The organism is Nitrospirota bacterium (assembly GCA_040752355.1).
Classification (GTDB): domain Bacteria; phylum Nitrospirota; class Thermodesulfovibrionia; order Thermodesulfovibrionales; family Dissulfurispiraceae; genus JBFMCP01.
In genome coordinates this window covers 1-23090 of record JBFMHE010000032.1, presented here as the reverse complement: position 1 = coordinate 23090, position 23090 = coordinate 1, and the positions used below count along the sequence as shown (strand labels likewise).

Genomic DNA, 23090 nt, shown 5'->3' with positions numbered 1-23090 from the left:
CGGGGCCGAGCAGATCAACAAGGCCATTCAGCAGCTCGATCAGGTCATCCAGCAGAATGCAGGGGCGTCCGAGGAGATGGCCTCGACCTCGGAAGAGCTCGCCTCCCAGGCCGAGCAGCTCCAGAGCACTATAGCATTCTTCAAGGTAGACGATAATAACAGTGTGGCAAGAACGAGCCAGGCGTCTTCTGCCAAGGCTGCTCACCGTACAACACGCAAAACAGCAGCAGTCCACTTTGTGCATGGTGAAAACGCGGGTTCCAGAGTGATCTCTTCGAAGGTGAAGGGCAACGGCAAAACAGCCGGCGTTGCCCTCGAAATGGGTGGCGGTAAAGACAAGCTGGACGACGAATTTGAGAAATTCTGAAAAGACAGGGTAAGGGTCAAGGGTCAGGAAAAGTTTCTGCCCCTTGACCCTAAGGAGAGGAGGAAAGAGATGAGTGCAGCAGGAATAACGGAAACGACCCAATATCTGACCTTCAGGCTGAATGAGGAGACCTTTGCCTTAGATATAAGCAAGGTGAGAGAAGTGCTGGACTTCACGACGGTGACGAAGGTGCCGCAGACGCCTGACTTCATGAGGGGAGTGATCAATCTGAGGGGCAGCGTGGTGCCGGTAGTGGACATGAGGCTGAAGTTCGGCATGGCGATGACCGAAAGGACGGTCAACACCTGCATCATCATCGTGGAGGTGAGCGTGGATGGGGAGACGACCATCTTGGGGGCATTGGCTGATTCGGTGCAGGAGGTGATCGAGCTGGAGCCGGAGAGCATCGAGCCTGCGCCCCGGATCGGGACCCGTCTCAACACCGACTTCATCAAGGGCATGGGCAGGCGGGACAACCAGTTCATCATGATCCTCGATGTCGATAGAGTGTTTTCAGCCGACGAGCTTGCCATGGTGCAGCCCTCCGGCCCCGAGGCTGCAAGCAGCGCATAACCACAGCCGCCCCCCCTGCCCGGCCATAGCTGCGAGCCGGGCAGGGTGGGGGATCGGCAAGACGATAGCTGTATATATCAAGGAGTATAGTTATGAATATCCTTCAAACAGACCTCCCGGTCGTTTACCTCAAGCAGGGGGAAATGTATTTCGCCGAAGAGCCTGCCCTTATCACCACGGTGCTCGGCTCCTGCCTCTCGGCTGCCATGTTCAACAGCCGCCTGCGGCTCGGCGCCCTCTGCCACGGAATGCTGCCCCGCTGCCCGGGCGCGGATGCCTGCAGCGCCGACTGCAACGAGGGATTCAAGTACGTCGCCTGCTCTATCAGGCGGATGGTCGCGCGCTTTGCGGCGTACGGCGTGAGAAGAGAGGAGCTCGAGGTAAAGCTCTTCGGCGGCGCCGATATGTTCAATACCGCAGGCCGGGGAGACGGAGTAATAACGGTGGGAAGGCAGAATATCGCGGCAGCCATGGAGCTCATCGGAGTCGAGAGCCTCAGGGTGAGCGCCCTCGATGTGGGAGGGCTCAGGGGACGGAAGATCTTTTTTTATTCACATACCGGAGAGGTGGCGCTGAAACGGCTCAGGCCGAGCGATACGGTCATACCGGCATCTGAGGGTCTGTACCGCCCTGCAGCGGCGACCGCCGCTGCCTGAGCGGTTATGCCGCAGGAGGGCTTATGAACAAGAGGAGAGGGGCATGAAGATCGCCCGGAAGCTCGTTTCGGGATATATCGCCATCTCTCTCCTGGTAGCCCTTGTCGGCCTCCTGGGCCTCACTGCCGCTACACGGACCATTCAGTCCTTCGAGAGCAGGGAGAGGCATCTACGCTCCATTGTCTCGGCAGCTACGGAAGCGAGCAGCTACGCCAAGAGAGCGGAAGGGCACCTCATGCTCTTCCTGCTCCTGCACCAGGAGAAGGACCGCGCGAAATTCTTCAGCAGGTATGTCTCGCTCCAGGAGCAGATTGCGGTCCTCGACAAAAAGGTGCGCATTCCCGAGGCCCGCTCGATCGTCGAGCGGATGAAGATCGAGGCGGAGGAGCTCCTCCCTGCCGGGGAACGGCTTATCGAGGCGCATGAACGCGACCTGAAACGCACCGGCCGGTTCGAGCCCGAACAGCACAAGGCTATGATCGGCGCCCTCTCCCGTATCGCTTCACGGCTGCGGGAGCATGGCATCAAGCTGGCTGCGCTCGAGACCGACTTTCTCAACAAACAGGAGGCGATCACCGCGGCAACCGAGGTGAGCAGTACGGTGAAGGGGGCGGAGAGCCACCTGCTGCTCTTCCTGATGTTTCACGATCCCCGGGATAAAGAGGAGTTTTTTCACTTCTACAGGCTCTTGCAGGGGCATATGGCGACCCTGAACGACAGAGTCCGTGATGCCGGGAACCGTGCGCTCCTGGAGCGTATCGCGGCAAAGACTTCCGAGCTGCTTCCCCTGGGAACTGCCTTGATCAAAAGGCATGACGAGGAGATGAAGCGGGAAGGGAGGTTCAGTGCCGAGAGACATATGTCCCTTCTTCAGCAGCTCAACGAAACCGTGTCCGCTGTAAGGGAGGACGGGGTCCGGCTGACTAAATTGAAGGTCGAGGCTGAGGAGAAGTCGCGGACCGCGATCATAAAAAGCGCGGAGGCGGTGCAAAAGAATATTCTCATCACTGTCGCCGCCGCTTTCTTCATCTCCCTCGTCCTCGGCTTCCTGATATCCCGCTCCATCTCGAGGCCCATAGCCGAGCTGAGGCGCGCTGCCGCCGCAATAGGGAAAGGACAGCTGGACACCTCGATTGCGATCACTGCCAAGGACGAAGTGGGCGAGCTGGCGAAGAGCTTCAATGATATGGCAGCAGAGCTGAAGAGCCTTATCGCAAGGGAACGGCAGGCGGCAGAGGAGTTGAGAGAGTACCAGCTCCACCTTGAAGATATCGTGAAGGAACGGACCGCGGCGCTCACCAGGGCCAACGAGCGGCTGCAGCTCGAGGTGGGTGAACGGAAATGGATGATGGAGGCGCTGCGGCAGAGCGAGATGCGTTTCCGCGAGGTGGCGGAGAACATCGACGAGGTCTTCTGGATGTCCGACGCCGCATTCGGCGAGATCAGGTACGTAAGCCCCGCCTTCGAAAAAATTTGGGGGGCGCCGATTCAGAGATTGTACGAGGAAAATACGGTCTTCCTGGGCAGCGTGCATAAGGACGACCGGGAGCGGGTGGAGGAGCGCATCCTGAAGAGCGGCGACGACGGGTTCGACGAAGAGTTCAGGATCGTCCGGGATGACGGCTCTATCCGGTGGATCCGGAACCGCGCCTTTCCGGTGCGGGGAGAGAGCGGCCAGGTCTGCCGCCTGGTGGGAGTCGCCGCGGATATCACCGGGAACAAGGCGATGCTCGAGGAGCTGAAGGCGAGCGAGGAGCGGTACCGCTGCCTCTATAACAACACCCCTGTCATGCTGCACTCAATCGACCGCAACGGGAGGCTGGTGAGCGTGAGCTGGTACTGGCTCGCCTCTCTGGGGTACGAGTTCGATGAGGTCATAGGGCGCACGCTCACCGAGTTCATGACCGGGGCGTCGCGCCGCTACGCGGAGGAGACGGTTCTTCCCGGGTTCATGAGGACCGGGCACTGCAGGGATGTGGAGTACCAGTTCGTCAAGAAGAGCGGCGAGGTGGTCGAGGTCCTCCTTTCCGCGATTGCCGAGTACGACGCAGCGGGCGTAATGGTGCGCTCACTGGCGGTGCTGATCGATGTTACCGAGCGGAAGCGGATCGAGGAGGAGAAGGCGAAGCTCGAGATGCAGCTCCTCCAGTCCCAGAAGATGGAAGCGGTAGGACGCCTCGCCGGCGGCATCGCCCACGATTTCAACAACATTCTCACCGCGATCATAGGCTTCGGCACCATTTTAAAGAACAGGATGGACGGGGAGGACGGCTTGCGGTTCTACGCCGAGCAGATACTCGATGCTTCGGAGAGCGCCGCCCACCTCACGAGGGAGCTTCTCGCCTTCAGCAGAAAGCAGATCATCAACCCCAAACCGGTAGACCTCAACGCCGTGGTGAAGAAGATGGAACGCATCCTGCTGAACATCATCGGCGAGGATATCGAGATGGAGACCGCGACAGCGGACTGCCCCCTCACCGTCATTATCGACGCGGGCCAGATCGAGCAGGTGCTGCTGAATCTCGCCTCTAATGCGCGCGATGCCATGCCCGATGGCGGACGGCTGTTTATAAGGACGAAACAGGCTGTGCTCGACGGTGAGTACCTGAAGGCGCACGGGCAGGAAAGGCCGGGTGCGTATGCCTGTATTACCGTGACCGATACCGGCGCCGGTATGGACGAAAGGACGCGGGAACGCCTCTTCGAGCCGTTCTACACCACCAAAGAGGTCGGGAAGGGAACGGGCCTCGGGCTCGCTATCGTTTACGGGATCGTCAAACAGCACGGCGGCTCCATTGATGTGGGGAGCGAGGCCGGCAGGGGAACGACCTTCACGATCCTTTTACCGATAACCCCCGGCTCCGCGGAGGAGAAGGAGGGGGAGGCCGAGGCTGCTGCATGCCTCGCCGGCACCGAGACGGTCCTGCTCGCCGAGGATGAGGAGATGGTGCGAACAAGTCTCAAGGATATGCTCGAGGAGCACGGGTACCGGGTGATAGAAGCGGTCGACGGCGAGGACGCCATCGATAAGTTCATCGCCTATGCGGATACGATCGAGCTCGTCATTGCCGACGTGGTGATGCCGAAGAAGAACGGCAAGGAGGTCTACGACGCGATAACGGGAATGCGGCCCCGGACCAGGGTGCTCTTCACCAGCGGCTATACCGCCGATATCATCCATAAGAAGGGAGTTCTCGAGGAGGACCTGGACTTCATTGCAAAGCCGGTCCCGCCTGGCGAGCTCCTCAGGAAAGTAAGGGCGATGCTCGATTCCTGACCGGGCAAGACGTGTTACTTTGCGTAATGGAGTTTATTACTTTTAGTTACAGAACCTGCATCCGGCCCCCCTAACTAAGTAATTGTAATAAATTGAAGTTTTAATGTTACCCTCTGCTGGCCTCGTATTTGCTACTTATTTCCTCCCAAAGGGAAGGCCATGTTATTCGAAGATGTTTACACCTTCATGAAAGGCGTTCCTCCCTTCCAGTTCCTGGAAGAGGAGGCTCTCAAGACCGTTGCCGGCAACCTGTCGATGGAGTTCTACCCAAAGGGCGAGGTCATCCTGAAGCAGGGGAGTGCGCTGAGCGACTCCTTCTGGATAATCAGGAGCGGAGGGGTCGAGGTCTCGGTGCGATCGGACAGCGGGGAGGATGTGGTGATCGATTACCGGGGAGAGGGAGAGACCTTCGGCCTGGTATCCCTCATGTCCGGAGATAAGCAGAAAACAACGATCAGGACCATTGACCAGACCGTATGCCTTATCCTCGACAAAAAGGAGCTTTTAGGGCTCATCGATTCGCACCCGGCGTTCGTCGAGTACTTCCTTCAGTCCCATTTCTCCAAGTATATCGATAAGACCTACCGGGAGATGCATAACAAGAGCCTCTTTTACGGCAGCAGCGACCACCTCCTGTTCACAACCCAGGTAGGGGACATCGCAACGAAAGAGGTGATAACGGCAACAGAGGGGACGACCATACAGGAGGCGGCGCAGGTCATGGCGCGGGAGCGGATCAGCTCCCTCGTGATTGTCAACGGGAGTGGGCTCCCGGCGGGGATCATCACCGACCGCGACCTGAGAGAGAAGGTGGTGGCGAAAGGCAGGGCAGTGGGCGAGGCGGTGCGCACCATCATGTCGCCGCCCCTTATAAGAATGGATGCGCGGGATTACTGTTTCGAGGCCGTGCTGAAGATGATCAAATACAACATCCACCATGTCCTGGTAATAAAGGATGGAGCGCTGAAGGGGGTCATAACCAACCATGACCTCATGCTGCTGCAGGGGAAGTCGCCGCTCTCGTTTGCAAAGGACATCGAGAGCCAGCAGACGATCGAAGGGCTCGTCCCCGTAGCAGGGAAAATAAATAAAGTGATCGGCCTGCTCCTGAAAGAGGGCGCAAAGGCGAGCAACATCACCAAGATCATTACCGAGCTCAACGACCGCCTGGTAAGGAAAGTTCTTGAAATAGCGGAAAGAAAATTTGGTCAGCCGCCGCTCCCCTATTGCTGGATGGCGCTGGGCAGCGAAGGCCGTAAAGAGCAGACGTTCAAGACCGACCAGGATAATGCAATCATCTACGCTGATCCTCCGACCCCGGCCGAGGAGGAGAAGGCAAAGGCATATTTTTCATTGTTCACCCGCTTCGTGCAGGAGGGGCTGGTCCGGTGCGGGTTTCCCCTCTGCCCGGCTGACTATATGGCAAGTAATCCCGAATGGTGTCGGCCCCTCGGTGCATGGAAGAGGTACTTTGAGCGGTGGATCGTGTCGCCGAGCCCTGAAGCGATCTTGCGGTCGCTCGTTTTTTTCGATGCACGGCCGTTGTACGGAGAGGCAGGCCTTGTCGAGGAGCTGAGGGAATACAGGACAAAAATGCTGAAGGGACAGAATATCTTTTTTGCCAAAATGGCAGGGGTAATAACGAGGAACCGGCCGCCGCTCGGCTTCATAAAGTCCTTTATCGTCGAGAAGAGCGGCGAGCACAAAGATGAGCTGAACCTGAAAATAAACGGGATCGGCCCCCTCGTCGATCTCGTCAGGCTTTTCGCTCTCGAAGCCGGGGTCCCCGAGACATCGACCCTGGAGCGCATCGCAGCGATGCGGGGCGGGCATACGCTTGTCAATGAGCTGGGAGAGGAGCTCGACCATGCCTTTGAATTCATTACGCTGCTCAGGATCCATCACCAGATGGACCGGTTGGAGCGGGGGCAGGACCCTGATAACTTCATCAATCCGCGCAAGCTGAGCAATCTTGAACGGAAGTCGCTCAAAGAGGCGTTTCAGCTCATATCGAAGATCCAGGACGGTATCATCGACCACTACGGGCCTGGCATGGTGGGAGGATAATGCTCGGACTTTTCAAAAGAAAGACCTTTCCGTATACGGCCGGGCTCTGCGACAGGCCCGTAGGCGAGTGCTGCTTTGCCGTGGTGGACACCGAGCTCACGGGCCTTGATCCCCGGAGAGATTCGATCGTCTCGGTCGGCGGCATAAGGATGACCGGCAGGAGGATACGGCTGGGAGAGGTTTTTTACCGCGTGGTAAAACCGCAGACGGCGCTCACCTCCGAAAGTGTGGTGATCCACGGCATCACCCCGTCGGAGGTGGAGGGAGAGCCGTCGATCGATCGTGTGCTTGCAGACTTTACGGACTTCTGCCGCGGAGCGATCGTCGTAGGGCATTTCATATCCCTCGATCTCAAGTTCCTGAACAAGGAGCTTAAACGTCTCTTCGGGAAAGAGCTCGAAAACCCGGCCGTTGACACCAATTCACTGTACGACTGGATCAAGGACCATAACGGCGGCCCCAACGGGTATCCCGGAGATGGCGAAAACAGGGACCTGTTCTCTCTCGCGCAAAAATACCGGATTCGTGTCACCGGCGCACATAACGCATTGATGGACGCCTATATCACCGCGCAGTTGTTTCAAAGGTTTCTGAGCCGGCTGCCGACGCTCGGCATTTCGACTGCCGGAGACCTCTTGAGAATAGGAAGACCATAGGGGGAAGGGGAGGTGATTCAGGGAAAAACTGGATGGAGACAACAGGTATTACGGCAACAGCAGTTAAAAAAAGCAAAAGGTCAAAATCGGAGGTAGGAGGACAGAGGATGAAAGAACTTCAAGAAGTCTCAAAAGAAAAGCTTGAAGCGTACTGGAAGTACAACATACGGCTCACCACTGTGACAATGGTTATATGGTTTATAGTCACCTATGTCTGCGCGTTCTTTGTAAAAGAGCTGAACAACATCGTGGTTTTCGGGTTCCCCTTCGGCTACTACATGGGAGCCCAGGGCTCGCTCATCGTCTTCGTTGTGCTCATATTCAACTACGCCTTCAAGATGAACAAAGCGGACAAAGAGTACGGTGTAGAAGAGGAGGAAGCGTAAATGGCAAAGGAAAAATCGTCATTTCTGGACAAGCTCGGCAAAATCTACCTGATGTACACCGGCGTGTTCGCCCTCTTCGTCGTCGGCCTCGGCATTGCCGAGAAGATGGGCATGTCGAACAGGACGATCGGTTACATGTTCATGTTCGTCACCATCGGCGTGTATGCGATGATCGGCATCATGTCGCGGACGGCAAAGGTATCCGAATACTATGTCGCCGGCCGCTCCGTACCCGCGCTCTTTAATGGTATGGCTACCGGCTCCGACTGGATGTCCGCGGCGTCGTTCATCGGCATGGCGGGTACGATCTTCACCCTCGGCTATGACGGCCTCGCCTATGTCATGGGATGGACCGGCGGCTATGTTCTGCTCGCCGTATTCCTCGGCCCCTACCTGAGAAAGTTCGGACAGTATACGATCCCCGACTTCCTCGGCGCCCGGTACGGCGGAAATGCCGCGCGTACGATCGGCATTATTGCGGCGATCACCGCATCGTTTACCTATCTCATCGCGCAGGTGACGGGTGTCGGTATCATCATGGGCCGGTTCCTGGGTCTTGACTTTGCGGTCGGCGTCTTCGTCGGCCTGGCCGGTATCCTTGTCTGCTCGATGCTCGGCGGTATGAAGGCGGTTACCTGGACGCAGGTTGCCCAGTACATTATCCTTATTATTGCGTATCTTGTCCCCGTTACCGTTATGTCATACAAGACCACCGGAGTCCCCGTCCCCCAGCTCATGTATGGGCAGATTCTCCAGAAGAACGATGCAAAGGAAAAGGATATCATCAATAATCCGGTGAATGTCGCGACACGAGATCTATGGAAAGCGGAAGCCGACAAGATCGATGCCGATATAAAGGGGCTCCCGGCAAGTCTTGATCAAAAGAGGAGCGATCTCCAGGCGAAACTTGCGGCGCTTCCCGCAGATGCCCCGGCAGCAGAGAGGGAGAAGCTCGAGAAGTCCGTAAAAGGCCTCCCGAAGGACGCCGCCGAGGCAAAGGAGAAGTGGGGAGCGGCGAAGAAATCCGCTACAGAGAAGTCGAAGCCCCCGAAGCCGTATCTGGAGCCGTTTGCGCGGATGGACATGAAGAATATGCTGGCCCTTATCTTCTGCCTCATGGTCGGCACGGCAGGACTGCCCCACATCCTCATGCGGTATTACACGGTTCCGTCGGTTAAGGAGGCCCGCATATCCGTGGGATGGTCGCTTTTCTTTATCTTCCTCCTCTATTTTACCGCTCCGGCGTATGCGGCATTCGCGCGGTATGAGGTGCTGCACAATATTATCGGTATGCCCATTGCATCGCTCCCTGCCTGGACAGCAAACTGGGCGAAGGTTGGGCTGGTCGCCATTAAGGACATCAATGCCGACGGCATTCTCCAGTTCTCCGAGCTCACGCTCGCTCCCGATGCAGTCGTGCTGGCGACCCCTGAGATTGCGGGACTTCCGTACGTTATCGCGGGTCTCGTTGCAGCGGGCGGTCTCGCAGCAGCGCTTTCGACGGCAGACGGTCTGCTGCTGACGATCTCGAACGCCCTCTCGCACGATCTCTACTACAAGATGATCAACCCGAACGCATCGATCGTGAGGCGGCTTACGATTTCCCGTACGCTGCTCGTGGTTGTTGCCCTTATTTCCGCTTATGTCGCTACCTTTAAACTCACCATCATTGTCGAGCTCGTTGCCTGGGCGTTCTCGATTGCGGCGGCATCGTTCTTCCCGGCGCTCGTCATGGGCATCTGGGACAAGCGGGCCAATAAGGCGGGAGCGCTTGCCGGCATGTGGGTCGGCTTCAGTGTCTGCCTGTTCTATATGATCGGCAGCAGGTTCTACGGTCTCGACTGGTTCGGCATCAAGACGGTCTCATCGGGACTGTTCGGTATTCCGCTCGGCTTTATCACCATATTCGTGGTGTCGAGGCTGACGGCAGCTCCTTCAAAGGAGATGCAGGACTTTGTCGAAAGCGTCAGGATTCCTAAAGGCGCTGCACAGGCAGGAGAACACTAAAATGCTGCAGGCGGTCCGCCCCCCGGGGTGGACCGCCTGTTGATTGAACCATGAAAATTTTCATTTATCAATTCATTAATTATACGCTGTCGTTCCTGATGTGGATGATACTCGGGAAGGGTATACTCACGCTTATGGTCGGCAGGAGGCAGAACATGCTGTTTGCCATGTTCGATAAAGTAACCGAACCGATCTACAAGGTTACTCGAAAGCTCGTGCCGTTCGCAAAGGACAGATGGATTCCCGCCCTTTCGATCGTGCTTATCATAATCATCCGCCTGGCCCTTGCTATTGCATTCAAGCCGGCAGCGCAACTGTAAAGAGGTTGGATCATATGGCGATTACGCATCTCATCAAAGGGCTCTTGCCGAGCCGGCACAAGAGGCTGCTCGACGATATCCGGGCGTTGCCCGAAGGGGAGCGTCTCGATAAGCTGGGGGCGATATTTTACGACGAATGCGTCAGGCAGGCGTCCGATTTCGTTCAGAGCGAGCTCCTGAAAAAGGAGTCACCCTTCAGGGGAAGGCATCACACGGCGTTTTTCCATGAGCTTATGGCCATCAACTTCTGGTCTGTCGCCAGGGTCTTCAACGGTAAGACTGCGGGGCTCATGGAGCGGCTGCACCGGACCTATTGCCGCTCATACCGGATCACCGAAGGAGTCGGAAGCGGCGAAGCGGCAGCGCCTCCCGCGCTCACGGAAAAATATCGGACCTATAATGAGTCATGGAATGACGTTACCGGATTCCAGGATCTATTCGGGCTGAGGGCTGCCGAGCATGTCTTCGGTAAAGGCACTGAGTTCCCTTCACAGGAGGCGTCGTTCTGGATGGTCTTCTATGCTCATGAGGTGAAGAAGGAGTTTTCGGAGCTGAAGGCACTATGCCGTGCCAGGGGGATAGCGGTTATCTAGCGAAATAGAGGAGGGAGCGGGCCTCTCTGTCCGTCTCCTGCTCAGGGCAGTATCGGCAACAGAAGCTGAAAGTTTGTTACTTTTGGTAACAAACTTTCAGCAAGTGGCAGGTTTTGTAACAGCGTCCGCTCGTGAAATCAAGGAGCCAGCCCTCCGGTTTCTTCCCGGCGCTCCGGGAGCTCCATTGCATATCCCGCTGTATAACAGTGATTTTCCGATGCGCCCCCCTCCTGATTTTCCCTGCCTGTTCCGCTCTGGCAGGGCATGGTATCTTTCTTGCTTTTGGTTGTGGTTACAAGAGCGAGGAGAACAGGCATGCTGGTCGAAGAGATCATAAATTTTTTTAAAGAGATTCCCCCCTTCCAATTTCTCGATGAAGACGCTCTGAAGGCGGTCGCCGCTAATCTGTCCATGGAGTTTTATCCGAAGGGAACGGTGATCCTGAAACAGGACGGCCCGGCGAGCGACTCACTGAGGATTATCAAGAAGGGAGGCGTCAAGATATCCCTCCGTTCCGACAGCGGCGAGGATGTCGTGATCGACTACCGCGGCGAGGGGGAGACCTTCGGGCTGGTGTCGCTGATGGGAGAGAGGCAGAAGACTACCATTGCAGCGGTGGACGATACGATCTGCTATCTGCTGAAGAAGCACGACCTTTTCAGGCTCATCGATTCGACCCCTGCCTTCACCGAATATTTTCTGCAGTCACACTTTACGAAGTATATCGACAAGACCTACCGCGAGATGCGCAACAAGAGCCTCTTCTACGGCAGCAGCGACCATATCCTCTTTACCACGCAGGTCGGCGAGCTGGCGAACAAGGAGGTGATCACCGCGCCGGAACGGTCGACGATCCGCGAGGCGGCGCAGGTGATGACGGAGCGGGGCGTCAGCTCGGTCATCATCGTCGACGACCGGAACCTGCCGGTCGGCATTGTTACGGACCGCGACCTGCGGGAGAAGGTGGTCTCGAGAGGCCGAGACACGGCCGAGCCGGTAAAAAGCATCATGACGCTGCCGCTCATCCGGGTGGACGCCCGGGACTACTGTTTCGAGGCCGTGCTCAAGATGCTCAAGTACAATATCCATCATGTGCTCGTTATCCGCGACGGCGCGCTCAAGGGCATCCTGACCAATCATGACCTGATGCTGCTGCAGGGCAAGTCGCCGCTCTCGTTTGCGAAAGATATCGAGAGCCAGCAGACGATAGAAGGGCTCATCCCCGTCTCGCAGAAGGTCAACTCGATCATCAGCTTTCTCCTCAAGGAGGGCGCCAGGGCGAGCAATATCACCAAGATCATCACCGAACTCAACGACCGCCTGGTGAGAAAGGTGCTTGAAATAGCGGAGCGGAAGCTCGGCCCCGCGCCCCTGCCGTTCTGCTGGATATCGTTCGGGAGCGAAGGCCGTAAAGAGCAGACCTTCAAGACCGACCAGGACAATGCCATCATCTATGCCGAGCCCCTCTCGCCGGAGGAGGACAGGCGGGCCCGCGACTACTTCGCGGAGTACGCGGCGTTCGTACGGGAGGGCCTCATCAGGTGCGGCTTTCCCCCCTGTCCCGCAGGGTACATGGCGAGCACTCCCGAGTGGTGTCAGCCGCTCAAGACCTGGAAAAAGTACTTCTCGAGCTGGATCGCGACGCCCACGGCGGACGCGGTGCTCAAGTCGCTCATCTTTTTCGACTTCAGGCCGATCTATGGAGATTTCAGCCTCGCCGCGGAGCTGCGGGACGCTCTCAACGACATGCTCGAGGGCCAGAAGGTCTTCCTGGGCTATCTCGCCAACATGCTGGTGAAGAACACGCCGCCCGTCGGCTTCCTGAAGTCCTTCGTCGTCGAAAAGAGCGGCGAGCACAAGGACGAGCTGAACCTCAAGATCAAGGGCATCACGCCCCTCGTCGATATGCTGCGGCTCTTCGCCCTCGAGCGCGGGGCCAAGGAGACCTCGACCATCGAGCGCATCGAGGCCCTCCGGGAGCGGCATACCATGGTCAAGGAGTACGCCGATGAGCTCGAGCACGCCTTCGAGTTCATCATGCTCCTCAGGATCCACCACCAGGTGAAGCAGATGGAGACCGGCGAGACGATCGACAACTTCATCAATCCCAACCACCTGAGCACCCTCGAAAAGAAGACCCTGAAAGAGACCTTCCACCTCATTGCGAACATACAGAACCTGATAGCCGAGCGGTACAAGGCCCTCATATGGTGATGCGTATGGTAAGAAGCATGCTCGAATCGTTCGGCGTCACGCTGCGGGGGGCAAAGAGGGAGGCGGCCCCTGCCCCGGCCTGCGTCCCGTCCCCTGCTCCTGCTCCCGACGAGAGGACGCCGATCAGGGACGCCGGGTACGTCGTGATCGATACGGAGCTTACCGGTTTGAATGAAAAGAAGGACTCCATCGTCTCCCTCGGCGCGATACGCATGAGGGGCGGCGTTATAGAATTCGGCCATACCCTCTACCGGATCGTCAACCCGGCGGCGGCGCTTACTGCCGAGAGCGTCGTGATCCACCAGATCACGCCCTCCGAGGTGCAGGAGAAGCCGGACATCGATATGGTCCTTGCCGAATTCCTCCGGTTCTGCGGCGGCGACATCGTCGTGGGCCACTGCGTCTCGATAGACCTCGGGTTCATCAACCGCGAGCTCCGGAGGATCAGCGGGAGCTGCCTGAAGAACCGGGCCCTCGATACCTATGTCATCTTCGAGTGGCTCGGGCAGAGAGCATCGGGGGAACGGGCTTTCGAGAAGCCGTCCACGAAGGACTACCAGCTGCACGAGCTGGCGCGGCGCTTCGATATCCCGGTGAGCCGGGCGCACAACGCGATGATGGACGCGTTCATCACCGCGCAGGTCTTCCAGCGTTTTATTCCTGTCCTGCTCGAATCAGGAGTGCATACTGTCGGCGAGCTGTTGAGCATAGGCAATCCGTTCAAAGGAGGTGATGCCTACAGAGCAGTCGGTCAGGGGTGCAATTTGTAACGCAGTATATCTAAAAAAGATTCCCGGACAGAGTCATCCGGGAACAAAGGAGGCATGAGTATGAGCAAGAGAAGTGTCCATGACATGCTTGAGGATCCCGATTTCAAATCACTGTCGAGCCAGAAGAACTCGATCTCCCTGGTCCTGACGATCCTGGAGCTGGTCCTCTATTTCGGGTTCATCGCCCTGATCGCCTTCAACAAACCCTTCCTGGCGTCCAAGCTGTCGGGGGGGACGGCAACGACCGTCGGCATCCCGATAGCGGTCGGCACCATCATTTTCTCGTGGATATTCACCGGGATCTACATCTGGTGGGCGAACAACAAGTACGACGTTCTCGTCAAAAAAGTCAAAGAGAAGATAGGGGGGTGAGCATGGAACAGTCTACTACCATAATAGGACAGACCAACCCTCTCGCCATAATGTTCTTCTTCGTCTTCGTCATCAGCACCCTGGTGATCACCTATTGGGCGGCGAAGAGGACCAGGACGACGAAGGAGTTTTATGCAGCAGGCAGGAGCATCACCGGTTTCCAGAACGGCCTCGCCCTCGCCGGCGACTACATGAGCGCGGCGTCCTTCCTCGGCATCGCCGGGCTCGTCTCGACAAAAGGGTTCGACGGCCTCATCTATTCGGTCGGCTGGCTTGTCGGCTGGCCCATCATCATGTTTCTCATCTCCGAGCCCCTGCGGAACCTCGGCAAGTACACCTTTGCCGATGTCGTGGCCTACCGGCTGAGCCAGAGGCCGATCAGGGCTGCTGCGGCGACAGGATCGCTCATCACGGTGCTCTTCTATCTCATCGCCCAGATGGTCGGCGCAGGCACGCTCATCAAGCTCATGTTCAACCTGCCCTATGAGGTCGCCATCGTCCTCGTCGGCGCCCTGATGATCGCCTACGTGCTCTTCGGCGGCATGATCGCGACCACCTGGGTCCAGATCATCAAGGCCGTGCTGCTCCTCGGCGGCGCGACCCTGCTCGTTCTCATGACCCTCGCCCAGTTCGGCTTCAGCTACGGCGAGCTCTTCGGCCAGGCGGAGAAGCTGTATTCCGCCAAGTTCCTCGAGCCGGGCGGACTGATCACCGACCCCGTCGACGCCTTCTCCCTGGGGCTGGCGCTCATGTTCGGCACCGCGGGACTGCCGCATATCCTCATGCGCTTCTATACCGTTCCCGACGCCCGTGAGGCGAGGAAGTCGGTCTTCTATGCAACGGGCTTCATCGGCTACTTCTACATCCTCACCGTCACCATCGGGTTCGGCGCAGCGGTCCTCGTGGGCCAGAAGGTCATCATGGGTATCGATAAGGGCGGCAACATGGCTGCCCCGCTCCTCGCCGAGGCCCTCGGCGGGAACCTCTTTCTCGGCTTCCTGGCAGCGGTCGCTTTCGCCACCATCCTCGCCGTTGTATCGGGCCTGACCCTCGCCGGCGCATCCGCCCTCTCGCACGACCTGTATGTCGGCGTCATCCGCCGCGGCGAGTCGAACGAGAAGGAGGAGGTCCGGGTCGCGAAGATCGCCACCATCGGTCTCGGTGTGGCAGCGATCCTGCTCGGCATCCTCTTCAAGGGCCAGAACGTCGCCTTCATGGTGGGTCTGGCGTTTGCCATAGCCTGCAGCGCGAACTTCCCTGCACTGCTCCTCTCCATCGTCTGGAAAAAGTTCACGACGAAGGGTGCGGTGACCAGCATCTACACCGGCCTCTTCCTCGCCGTCGGGCTCATCGTCCTGAGCCCCACCGTCTGGGTCGATATCTTCCACAAGGAGCAGAAGGCAACGGTCGAGAAGCAGGTGAAAGCGATCGAGGACGGCTCCAAAGCCAGGATCGCCGACCTCGAGAAGATGAAGGCAGCGGGCCAGGATGCTGCGCAGATGGACGCTGCGATCGCCTCCGAAAAGGCGATGGCCGACAGCCAGCTCAAGGAGGCGAAGTCCCAGATGCCGAAGGCGCCCTTCAAGCTCAAGAACCCCGCCATCTTCTCGATGGGGGCCGCCTTCCTGGTCGGCATTCTCTTCTCGCTGATGGGCCGCGAAAAGCGGGCCGAAGAGATGTACGAGGAGGAGAAGCTCAGGACCTACGTCGGGATCGGCGCAGAGTAAGGTATCTGTTTGGAATTGACAGAGCGGGTACAAACCATTACATTAGTAGGTTCGGAGGCAGGGAGGGTGGCTCCCCCCCTGTCTCCGGGCCTCATAGTAATATAAAGAAAGACGAGGAGGAACCCAGGGATGTCACAAAAGGAGAGCATCGATGTCTTGCTGGCCGAAAAGCGTACGTTTACGGCCTCGAAGGAGTTCAGGGAGAAGTCGTACATCAAGAGCAGGGAGGAGTACGAGAAGCTGTACAAGCGGTCGGTAGACGACCCGGACGGCTTCTGGGCCGAGATGGCCGAAAAAAACCTGGTCTGGTTCAAGAAGTGGGACAAGGTCCTCGAATGGGATTTCAACAAGCCGCAGATCAAGTGGTTCCAGGGCGGGAAGCTCAATGTCTCGTACAACTGCCTCGACCGCCACATCACTACCGCGACGAGGAACAAAGGCGCCATCATCTGGGAGGCGGATGACGGGAGCTACAAGACCTACACCTACCAGCAGATGTATTACGAGGTGAACCGATTCGCCAATGTGCTGAAGAAGCACGGCGTCAAGAAAGGCGACCGCGTCACCATCTACCTGCCGATGATCCCCGAGCTCGCCATCGCGATGCTCGCCTGCTCCCGTATCGGCGCGATACACAGCATCGTCTTCGGCGGCTTCAGCTCACAGGCCTTGAGGGACAGGATACAAGACTGCAAGGCGAGTATTGTGATAACCGCGGACAAGGGCGTGAGGGGCGGCAGGACGGTTCCGCTCAAGGCGAACTCCGATACCGCCCTCCAGGAGTGCCCGACGGTCGAGAAGGTCATCGTTGTCAAGCGGGCGGACGGTGTCGATATGGAGCCGAAGCGGGACCTCTGGTGGCATGAGGAGATGGCTGCAGCGGATATCGCGAACTACTGCGAGCCCGAGTGGATGGATGCCGAGGACCCGCTCTTCATCCTCTATACTTCCGGCTCGACCGGCAAGCCGAAGGGCGTGCTTCACACCACCGGCGGCTACCTGCTCTACACCAACATGACCTTCAGGTACGCCTTCGACTATCACGATGAGGATATCCACTTCTGCACCGCGGATATCGGCTGGGTCACCGGCCACAGCTATATCGTCTACGGCCCCCTGAGCAACGGCGCGACGAGCCTCATGTTCGAGGGCGTGCCGACCTACCCGAACCCGGGCAGGTTCTGGGACATCTGCGACAAGCACAAGGTCAATATCTTCTATACCGCGCCGACGGCGATCAGGGCGCTGATGAGAGAGGGCGAGCAGTGGGTCACCAAGCACGACCTCTCGTCGCTCAAGGTGCTCGGCTCGGTCGGCGAGCCGATCAACCCCGAGGCATGGATGTGGTACCACACCCATGTGGGCAAGAGCAAGCTCCCCATCGTGGACACCTGGTGGCAGACCGAGACCGGCGGATTCATGATCACCCCGCTGCCGGGGGCGATGGTCATGAAGCCGGGATCGGCGAACAGGCCCTTCTTCGGTGTAGTTCCGAGGGTCCTCAAAGATGACGGAAGCCCTGCCGGCGCGAACGAAGGCGGCAGGCTCGTGATCGAGAAGCCGTGGCCCGGCATGCTCAGGGGCACCTATGGAGACCCCGAGAACAAGAGGATGAAGGAGGTCTACTTCTCGACCTACCCGGGCAAGTACTTTACCGGCGACGGCGCCAGGGTGGACCAGGACGGCGACTTCTGGCTCATGGGCCGTATCGATGATGTCATCAACGTCTCGGGTCACCGTCTCGGCACTGCCGAGGTCGAGTCCGCGCTCGTCAGCCACGAGGCGGTTGCCGAGGCAGCGGTGGTCGGCTTCCCGCACGACATCAAGGGAGAGGGCATCTATGTCTATGTGACCCTCAAGGAGGGACAGCAGCCGAGCGACGAGCTGAAGAAGATCCTCATCGGCCATGTCAGGTCGGTCATAGGCCCGATCGCCTCACCCGACAAGCTCCAGTTCGCCCCGGGCCTGCCGAAGACGAGAAGCGGCAAAATCATGAGAAGGATCCTGAGAAAGATCGCCCATAACGAGCTCGACAACCTCGGCGACACCTCTACGCTCGCCGATCCGTCGGTCGTGGACGACCTGGTGAAGAACAGGCTCTAGCATCGAAAATCGCAGTGAGAAACAGACGCATCGAGGGCGGGATGAGCTCCCGCCCTTTTTTTATGGAAACATCTTAAGAGATAAGTAGAAAGTCGATTCCCCCGGAGTCCTCAGCGCCAGAAGGGGACGGGAGGGTTTCACTTTTCAGCGGAATTATTCTTCGTTTGCTCCAAAGCAAAGGGTGTTGAACTCGATATTCGCAAATACATCCGCAGCAGTAGTTCGCCCCAAAGGCTTCGCCTTTATGGGCTGCACTAGAGCCAGGAATTCCGCTGAAAAGAGGTGCCTTCCTGTCCCCTTTCCCCCATCATTGTCAGACACTCTGAAGCTGTTATTTATGGTAAAGTAATAACCACCAATGGCGGGAACGAAGAGAATTCTCATTGTCTGGCATGACGAGGGGCAGGCGATCAGCATAGGCGATCGTCTCATGCGAGAGGGGCTCGAGCCCGAGCTGGCCGGGTCGTACGCGGAAGCCCTCATGCTCCTCTCCGCCAAGGAGTACGATGCGGTGCTCACCGAGCATTATCCTCCCCGCATCGACAGTGCAAAGCTCCTCGGTTACGGCAGGAACTCCGGACGGGATATCCCCCTTATCGTTGTCGTCCCCATGGATGTCGAGGAGATCGCCTCCTTCTTCAAAAAGGGCGCTTTCGACGTGGTCAGGAAAGACAGCGCGATGTCGTTCCTGGACAAGCTGCCCTTCAGCATAAGGAAGGCGATCGAGGAAGAGCAGCTTAAGGAGCAGACGCGGACTGCCGAAGCGCGGCTCACCCGTGAGCGGCTCATCTCGGAGGCGACACTCCAGAGCGTCATCAACGGCGTAGTATTCATCAACAGCCAGGGGACCATCGAAAAGATAAACAGGACGCTCGAGGCGCTGCTGGGAAAGGAGCTCGTGAAGCTGGGAGCGAATGTGTGCGAGCTCCCTGAAGACCACCTGATCCGGCGGCTTTTCATGAAGCCCCTCGAGTCGGGCGCCTGCTGGGAGGTCAAGGAGTGCGCCAGGCGGGAATGCCCCGCCTTCGGCAGGAAGGACTGCCTCTGCTGGTTTATCAAGGAGGCATGCTCTATCTGCAGCGGCCCTGTCGCCACCGCGGACCGCTACCGTCTCCTGCTCCAGTGCGCCTTTTATAAGAAAGCCCAGGAGCGGTATTACACGGCGCCGGTTGAGCTCGATTACGGGGGAAGATTCCTCAATGTCTACCGAAGGAACGTCCTCGATGAGCAGGGGGCGCTTATCGGCGAGATCTTCGACTTTGTCGATATGACCTCTGAAAAGGACTTCCGGGAGCAGCTCAGGGTCCTCTCGATAACGGATGCTCTGACCGGGCTGCACAACCGGCGGTACATAACGCAAAGGGTGGTCGAGGAGTTCCACGAGAGCAGGCGGTACCTGCATGATATGTCGCTCATGATCGTCGATATCGACGACTTCAAACACATCAACGACACCTACGGCCATCCCGTCGGCGACGAGGTGCTCAGGCAGGTGGCCGCTGTCCTTGAACGGGAGAGGCGGAAATCGGACGTGGTCGGCAGGTACGGAGGAGAGGAGTTCGTCATTATCATGCCCCAGACGAACGAGCAGGAGGCCGCGGTCATGGCTGAACGGCTGAGGAAGAAGATCGAGGACCACTTCTTCATCGTGAATACCGAGCGGATCTCTTTCACGATAAGCATCGGCGTATCCGCTCTCTCGGAAACGATGGAAGATATCGACGACCTCCTGAAGGCAGCGGACAAAGCGCTCTATACCGCAAAAGCCAGGGGTAAAAACAGGATCGTGGTGCTATAATACCGTAAGTGCCCGGCTCTCATCGTGCAGTATAGGGGGGCAGTTCTTTTCGCAGTGCTGACTGCTGAGCGCCGCCGGCTGAATGCTTCTATACCATATTCCTATGAGAATTCTGAAAAACAGAAAAGAGATCGACGCCTTTCTCGCGGTGCTCGGAAAGAGGGCGACAGGGGCCAGCCCGGAAGTAGAGGAGACCGTAAAGCGGGTGCTCACCGATGTAAAAAGGAACGGCGACCGGGCGGTTGGGCGCTATACCAGGATGTTCGACAGGCATTCCCTCCCGATGAGAGTAACTCCTGCCGAGATCAGGAAGCTCTCGAAGCAGGCGGAGCGAAGGGTGGTGCAGGCGCTCGAGCGCTCGGCGGAACGGATCAGGGATTTCCACGAGAAGCAGCGGGAGCGGTCGTGGTCCTTCAGGAAAGAAGGAGCTCTTTTGGGGCAGCTCATCAGGCCGATAGCGCGAGCCGGCGTGTACGTGCCGGGCGGCAAGGCCTCCTATCCGTCGACGGTGCTCATGAATGTCATCCCCGCCCAGGTCGCGGGAGTGGAGGAGATCGCGCTCTGCGTCCCTACGCCGGGTGGCGAGGCGAACCCCTATGTCATGGCTGCGATCGAGCTCCTGGGGGTGCGCGAGGTATACCGGGTCGGAGGCGCCCAGGCCGTCGGCGCCATGGCGTACGGCACCCCGACCATAAAAAAGGTCGATAAAATCGTCGGTCCGGGCAATATCTACGTGGCGATGGCGAAGAAGAGGGTCTTCGGCGAAGTGGACATCGACATGATCGCCGGGCCGAGCGAGATCCTGATCATCGCCGACGAGAGCGCGCCCCCTGCATTCATCGCCGCCGACATGCTGAGCCAGGCGGAGCATGATGAGCTCGCATCGAGTATTCTCGTCACCGATTCGAAGGCACTTGTCGATAAAGTCGTGCCCGAGCTCGAACGGCAGCTGAAGGCGCTCGCGCGGAAAGAGATCGCCCGGAAGTCGATGAGGAGATTCGGCGCCGTTATCCTCACCCGGACGATCAGAGAGGCGATCGCCCTCGCCAACGAGATCGCCCCCGAACACCTCGAAATCATGACGCGCAACGCGGGGCGTGATGTCGAAGGGATCACGAATGCCGGCGCCGCCTTCCTCGGCCCCTGGACTCCCGAACCGCTCGGCGATTATTCCGCAGGCCCCAATCACACCCTCCCCACCGGCGGCACCTCACGGTTTTCGTCGCCCCTGGGGACCTATGATTTCATCAAGAGAACGAGCCTCCTGCAGTTCAGCCGCAAGGGATTCATGCAGTTGGCTGACACCGTTGAATCGATTGCAGATAAAGAGGGGCTCGAAGCGCACGCCAATACGATACGGATAAGGAAGCGCTGAAAGGCGCCTGCGCCGTTGTGCTCCGCATCCCGGAGCTCCTCAAATAACATCCCTCCCCGCCGTTGACAAACACCGGAAGCTGTGATAAAGATTGAGTTAGTCGGGGTCTCAAGAGCAGCATATCGCACTATAACGCGAGGGCGCAGCTCTCCTTTCCCTTATGGCGCGACACCCGTTCTTCCGAAGAAAGCCCTCTCCTCTATGGGAGGCTCTCATGGGCATCAACAGCGAGCCGCCGCCTCTCCGCGGGCCGCTCAGAGTAGTGTTCCTTGTCGTCTTCTGCGTATTTCCCCTGCTCCTGATCGTGCTTGAGCCGAGACCGACCAGGGAAGTGTACAGGGACTTCGATACCAAACAGCTCTACCTCCTGGAAAGCTACTGCCATGGGCTGCTGGAGAAGAGCTATCCCCTGTTCTTCCGCAACGGCAGGTGGCAGTATCAAAAGAGCGGGCAGTGGGAAAGTATTCCGATCTCAGGCCATTACACGGTGGAGGAGCCGGATGCAGCGGCCTCCTCACGATAGCAGCTTCTCGATGATTACATACCCGCCGCAGGGGGGCGCTGAACCGTTCTCCCTGAAGTCACAGCCGTCTATGCGGAATTCGCACCGCTCGCAGACGAGCGTATTCACTTCGGCATCTTTGGAAAAATCGGGAGCGCTCTCCCGTTCGACGAGCCTCGCCAGGGTGAGCAGGGTATTCAGTTCAGCAGGGGTGAGATGTTCAGCGAGGAAGTTGTAGGTTTCGCAGCGCAGCTCCTCGGTGGTCCCTTTGTAGAAGCTGCAGAACTTTTTACAGATCAGCCTGGTGTAACGCTCATCGTTCATAACTATACCCTCCCGGCATGTAGCACTCCTGGCACGGTATTCCTGCAATGAAATATCCCGAGCGTCACCACTATTTTAGACTATGGAGCAAAGGACTGTCTATCGGCGTCACCGATGAGAGCAGGACGTGCGCCCTGCTCTCATCGGGAGAGTAAGACGGAAGGCGGAAACCATCAGGAGAGATCAGCTCTCTGCCCTGTATCGGTCGTTCCGTATCTCCTTGGCAAGACCTTCCAGCTGCAGGTAGCGGTCTTTCAGATTCTCGAAAGGGGGGCAGGCCTCCATCCCGGGTGATGCAGCCGAGCGCATGTGGCTGAGATAGGTTACCATGAGACGTATTTCGGTGAGGTGCTTTGCGAGGTCGCCGGCCTCTTCGAGAGAGACCTCGTTATTCTCGAGAATCGAGTGCGTGGCGGAAGCGAGCTCATCGAGCGACCGATGCAGGTCGCCCATTGAGCTGATGTTTTTTATTTTCTCCATAGTCTTTCTGAACATAGGCGGTTCCCCCGTCGCTAGAAGCTCTCGAACTCTTTATCCAGCCTGTCGCTGCCGTTGCCTCCCATCTGGAGGGCAACGCCGGCATGCTGTTCCGCGGTTTCCGCCCCTCGGGCCTTATGAGAGGTCTTGTCGCGGCTGATATGGGCTACCCTGGTTTTGGGAGCCGCCTTCCGTGCCGCTGCTGCGGAACCGGCGGAACGCCGCTGCGCCGGGGTCCTGCACTCCTCGTTGAGCTTGAAGAAGGCGATAGTGCTCTGGAGCTGCTCGGCCTGGGAGGCGAGCTCTTCCGAGGTCGAGGCCATCTCCTCGGATGCCCCTGCATTCTGCTGGATGACCTGATCGAGCTGCTGGATGGCCTTGTTGATCTGTTCGGCCCCTGCGTTCTGTTCGCTGCTTGCCGCCGTGATCTCCTGCACCAGCTCCGCCGTCTTCTGGATGTCGGGGACCAGCTTCTGGAGCATCTCGCCGGCTGCCTCCGCCACCTGAACACTGGAGCCCGACAATT

21 protein-coding genes are annotated in these 23090 nt (G+C 58.2%); 18 read left to right on the top strand and 3 right to left on the bottom strand.

Features of this window, described 5'->3' with window-relative positions:
* The 18 genes from AB1805_16440 to AB1805_16355 all read left to right on the top strand — a co-directional run.
* The coding region (locus AB1805_16440) for a methyl-accepting chemotaxis protein (protein MEW5747019.1) at window positions 1–367 on the top strand (367 nt) is incomplete at its 5' end.
* Window positions 368–436: 69 nt separating this feature from the next.
* Complete coding sequence (locus AB1805_16435) at window positions 437–940, top strand: chemotaxis protein CheW (GenBank protein ID MEW5747018.1); 504 nt, start codon at window positions 437–439, stop codon at window positions 938–940.
* A 92-nt stretch (window positions 941–1032) separates the two neighbouring features.
* Window positions 1033–1596 (top strand): chemotaxis protein CheD, encoded by a 564-nt coding sequence (locus AB1805_16430; GenBank protein ID MEW5747017.1) that lies wholly within the window; start codon window positions 1033–1035, stop codon window positions 1594–1596.
* Between the two features lie 43 nt (window positions 1597–1639).
* Complete coding sequence (locus tag AB1805_16425) at window positions 1640–4873, top strand: PAS domain S-box protein (GenBank protein ID MEW5747016.1); 3234 nt, start codon at window positions 1640–1642, stop codon at window positions 4871–4873.
* Window positions 4874–5032: 159 nt separating this feature from the next.
* Entirely contained in the window at window positions 5033–6940 is a 1908-nt protein-coding gene (locus tag AB1805_16420; GenBank protein MEW5747015.1) for a DUF294 nucleotidyltransferase-like domain-containing protein, read from the top strand.
* Window positions 6940–7596 (top strand): 3'-5' exonuclease, encoded by a 657-nt coding sequence (locus AB1805_16415; GenBank protein MEW5747014.1) that lies wholly within the window; start codon window positions 6940–6942, stop codon window positions 7594–7596. The genes AB1805_16420 and AB1805_16415 overlap by 1 nt, the downstream gene beginning before the upstream one ends.
* Before the next feature lie 32 nt (window positions 7597–7628).
* The gene (locus tag AB1805_16410; protein MEW5747013.1) at window positions 7629–7982 is read left to right on the top strand and encodes a DUF4212 domain-containing protein; all 354 of its coding nucleotides are present in this window, start codon (window positions 7629–7631) and stop codon (window positions 7980–7982) included.
* Window positions 7983–9989 (top strand): sodium:solute symporter family protein, encoded by a 2007-nt coding sequence (locus tag AB1805_16405; GenBank protein ID MEW5747012.1) that lies wholly within the window; start codon window positions 7983–7985, stop codon window positions 9987–9989. It abuts the gene before it with no gap.
* A gap of 50 nt (window positions 9990–10039) precedes the next feature.
* Window positions 10040–10309 (top strand): YggT family protein, encoded by a 270-nt coding sequence (locus AB1805_16400; GenBank protein ID MEW5747011.1) that lies wholly within the window; start codon window positions 10040–10042, stop codon window positions 10307–10309.
* A 14-nt stretch (window positions 10310–10323) separates the two neighbouring features.
* Entirely contained in the window at window positions 10324–10902 is a 579-nt protein-coding gene (locus tag AB1805_16395; GenBank protein ID MEW5747010.1) for a hypothetical protein, read from the top strand.
* 315 nt (window positions 10903–11217) lie between these two features.
* Window positions 11218–13116, top strand: a complete 1899-nt coding sequence (locus AB1805_16390; GenBank protein MEW5747009.1) for a DUF294 nucleotidyltransferase-like domain-containing protein — start codon at window positions 11218–11220, stop codon at window positions 13114–13116.
* 5 nt (window positions 13117–13121) lie between these two features.
* A complete protein-coding gene (locus tag AB1805_16385; protein MEW5747008.1) occupies window positions 13122–13886 on the top strand; it encodes a 3'-5' exonuclease in 765 nt (254 codons plus the stop codon).
* Between the two features lie 60 nt (window positions 13887–13946).
* On the top strand, window positions 13947–14258 hold the full coding sequence (locus AB1805_16380; GenBank protein MEW5747007.1) for a DUF485 domain-containing protein: 312 nt from the start codon (window positions 13947–13949) through the stop codon (window positions 14256–14258).
* A gap of 2 nt (window positions 14259–14260) precedes the next feature.
* A complete protein-coding gene (locus AB1805_16375; protein MEW5747006.1) occupies window positions 14261–15985 on the top strand; it encodes a sodium/solute symporter in 1725 nt (574 codons plus the stop codon).
* Between the two features lie 129 nt (window positions 15986–16114).
* Window positions 16115–18088, top strand: a complete 1974-nt coding sequence (acs, locus tag AB1805_16370) for an acetate--CoA ligase (GenBank protein ID MEW5747005.1) — start codon at window positions 16115–16117, stop codon at window positions 18086–18088.
* Between the two features lie 358 nt (window positions 18089–18446).
* Window positions 18447–19886 (top strand): diguanylate cyclase, encoded by a 1440-nt coding sequence (locus AB1805_16365; protein MEW5747004.1) that lies wholly within the window; start codon window positions 18447–18449, stop codon window positions 19884–19886.
* A 103-nt stretch (window positions 19887–19989) separates the two neighbouring features.
* On the top strand, window positions 19990–21261 hold the full coding sequence (hisD, locus tag AB1805_16360; GenBank protein MEW5747003.1) for a histidinol dehydrogenase: 1272 nt from the start codon (window positions 19990–19992) through the stop codon (window positions 21259–21261).
* A gap of 214 nt (window positions 21262–21475) precedes the next feature.
* A complete protein-coding gene (locus tag AB1805_16355; GenBank protein ID MEW5747002.1) occupies window positions 21476–21784 on the top strand; it encodes a hypothetical protein in 309 nt (102 codons plus the stop codon).
* On the opposite strand, the gene AB1805_16350 is transcribed toward AB1805_16355, so the two are convergent.
* The 3 genes from AB1805_16350 to AB1805_16340 form a co-directional block, all read right to left on the bottom strand.
* Window positions 21776–22087, bottom strand: a complete 312-nt coding sequence (locus AB1805_16350; GenBank protein MEW5747001.1) for a hypothetical protein — start codon at window positions 22085–22087, stop codon at window positions 21776–21778. The two genes, AB1805_16355 and AB1805_16350, sit on opposite strands and share 9 nt — an antisense overlap.
* Before the next feature lie 183 nt (window positions 22088–22270).
* Entirely contained in the window at window positions 22271–22582 is a 312-nt protein-coding gene (locus AB1805_16345) for a hypothetical protein (GenBank protein MEW5747000.1), read from the bottom strand.
* Between the two features lie 17 nt (window positions 22583–22599).
* Window positions 22600–23090 (bottom strand): methyl-accepting chemotaxis protein (locus tag AB1805_16340; GenBank protein MEW5746999.1); only part of this gene is annotated, 491 nt, incomplete at its 5' end.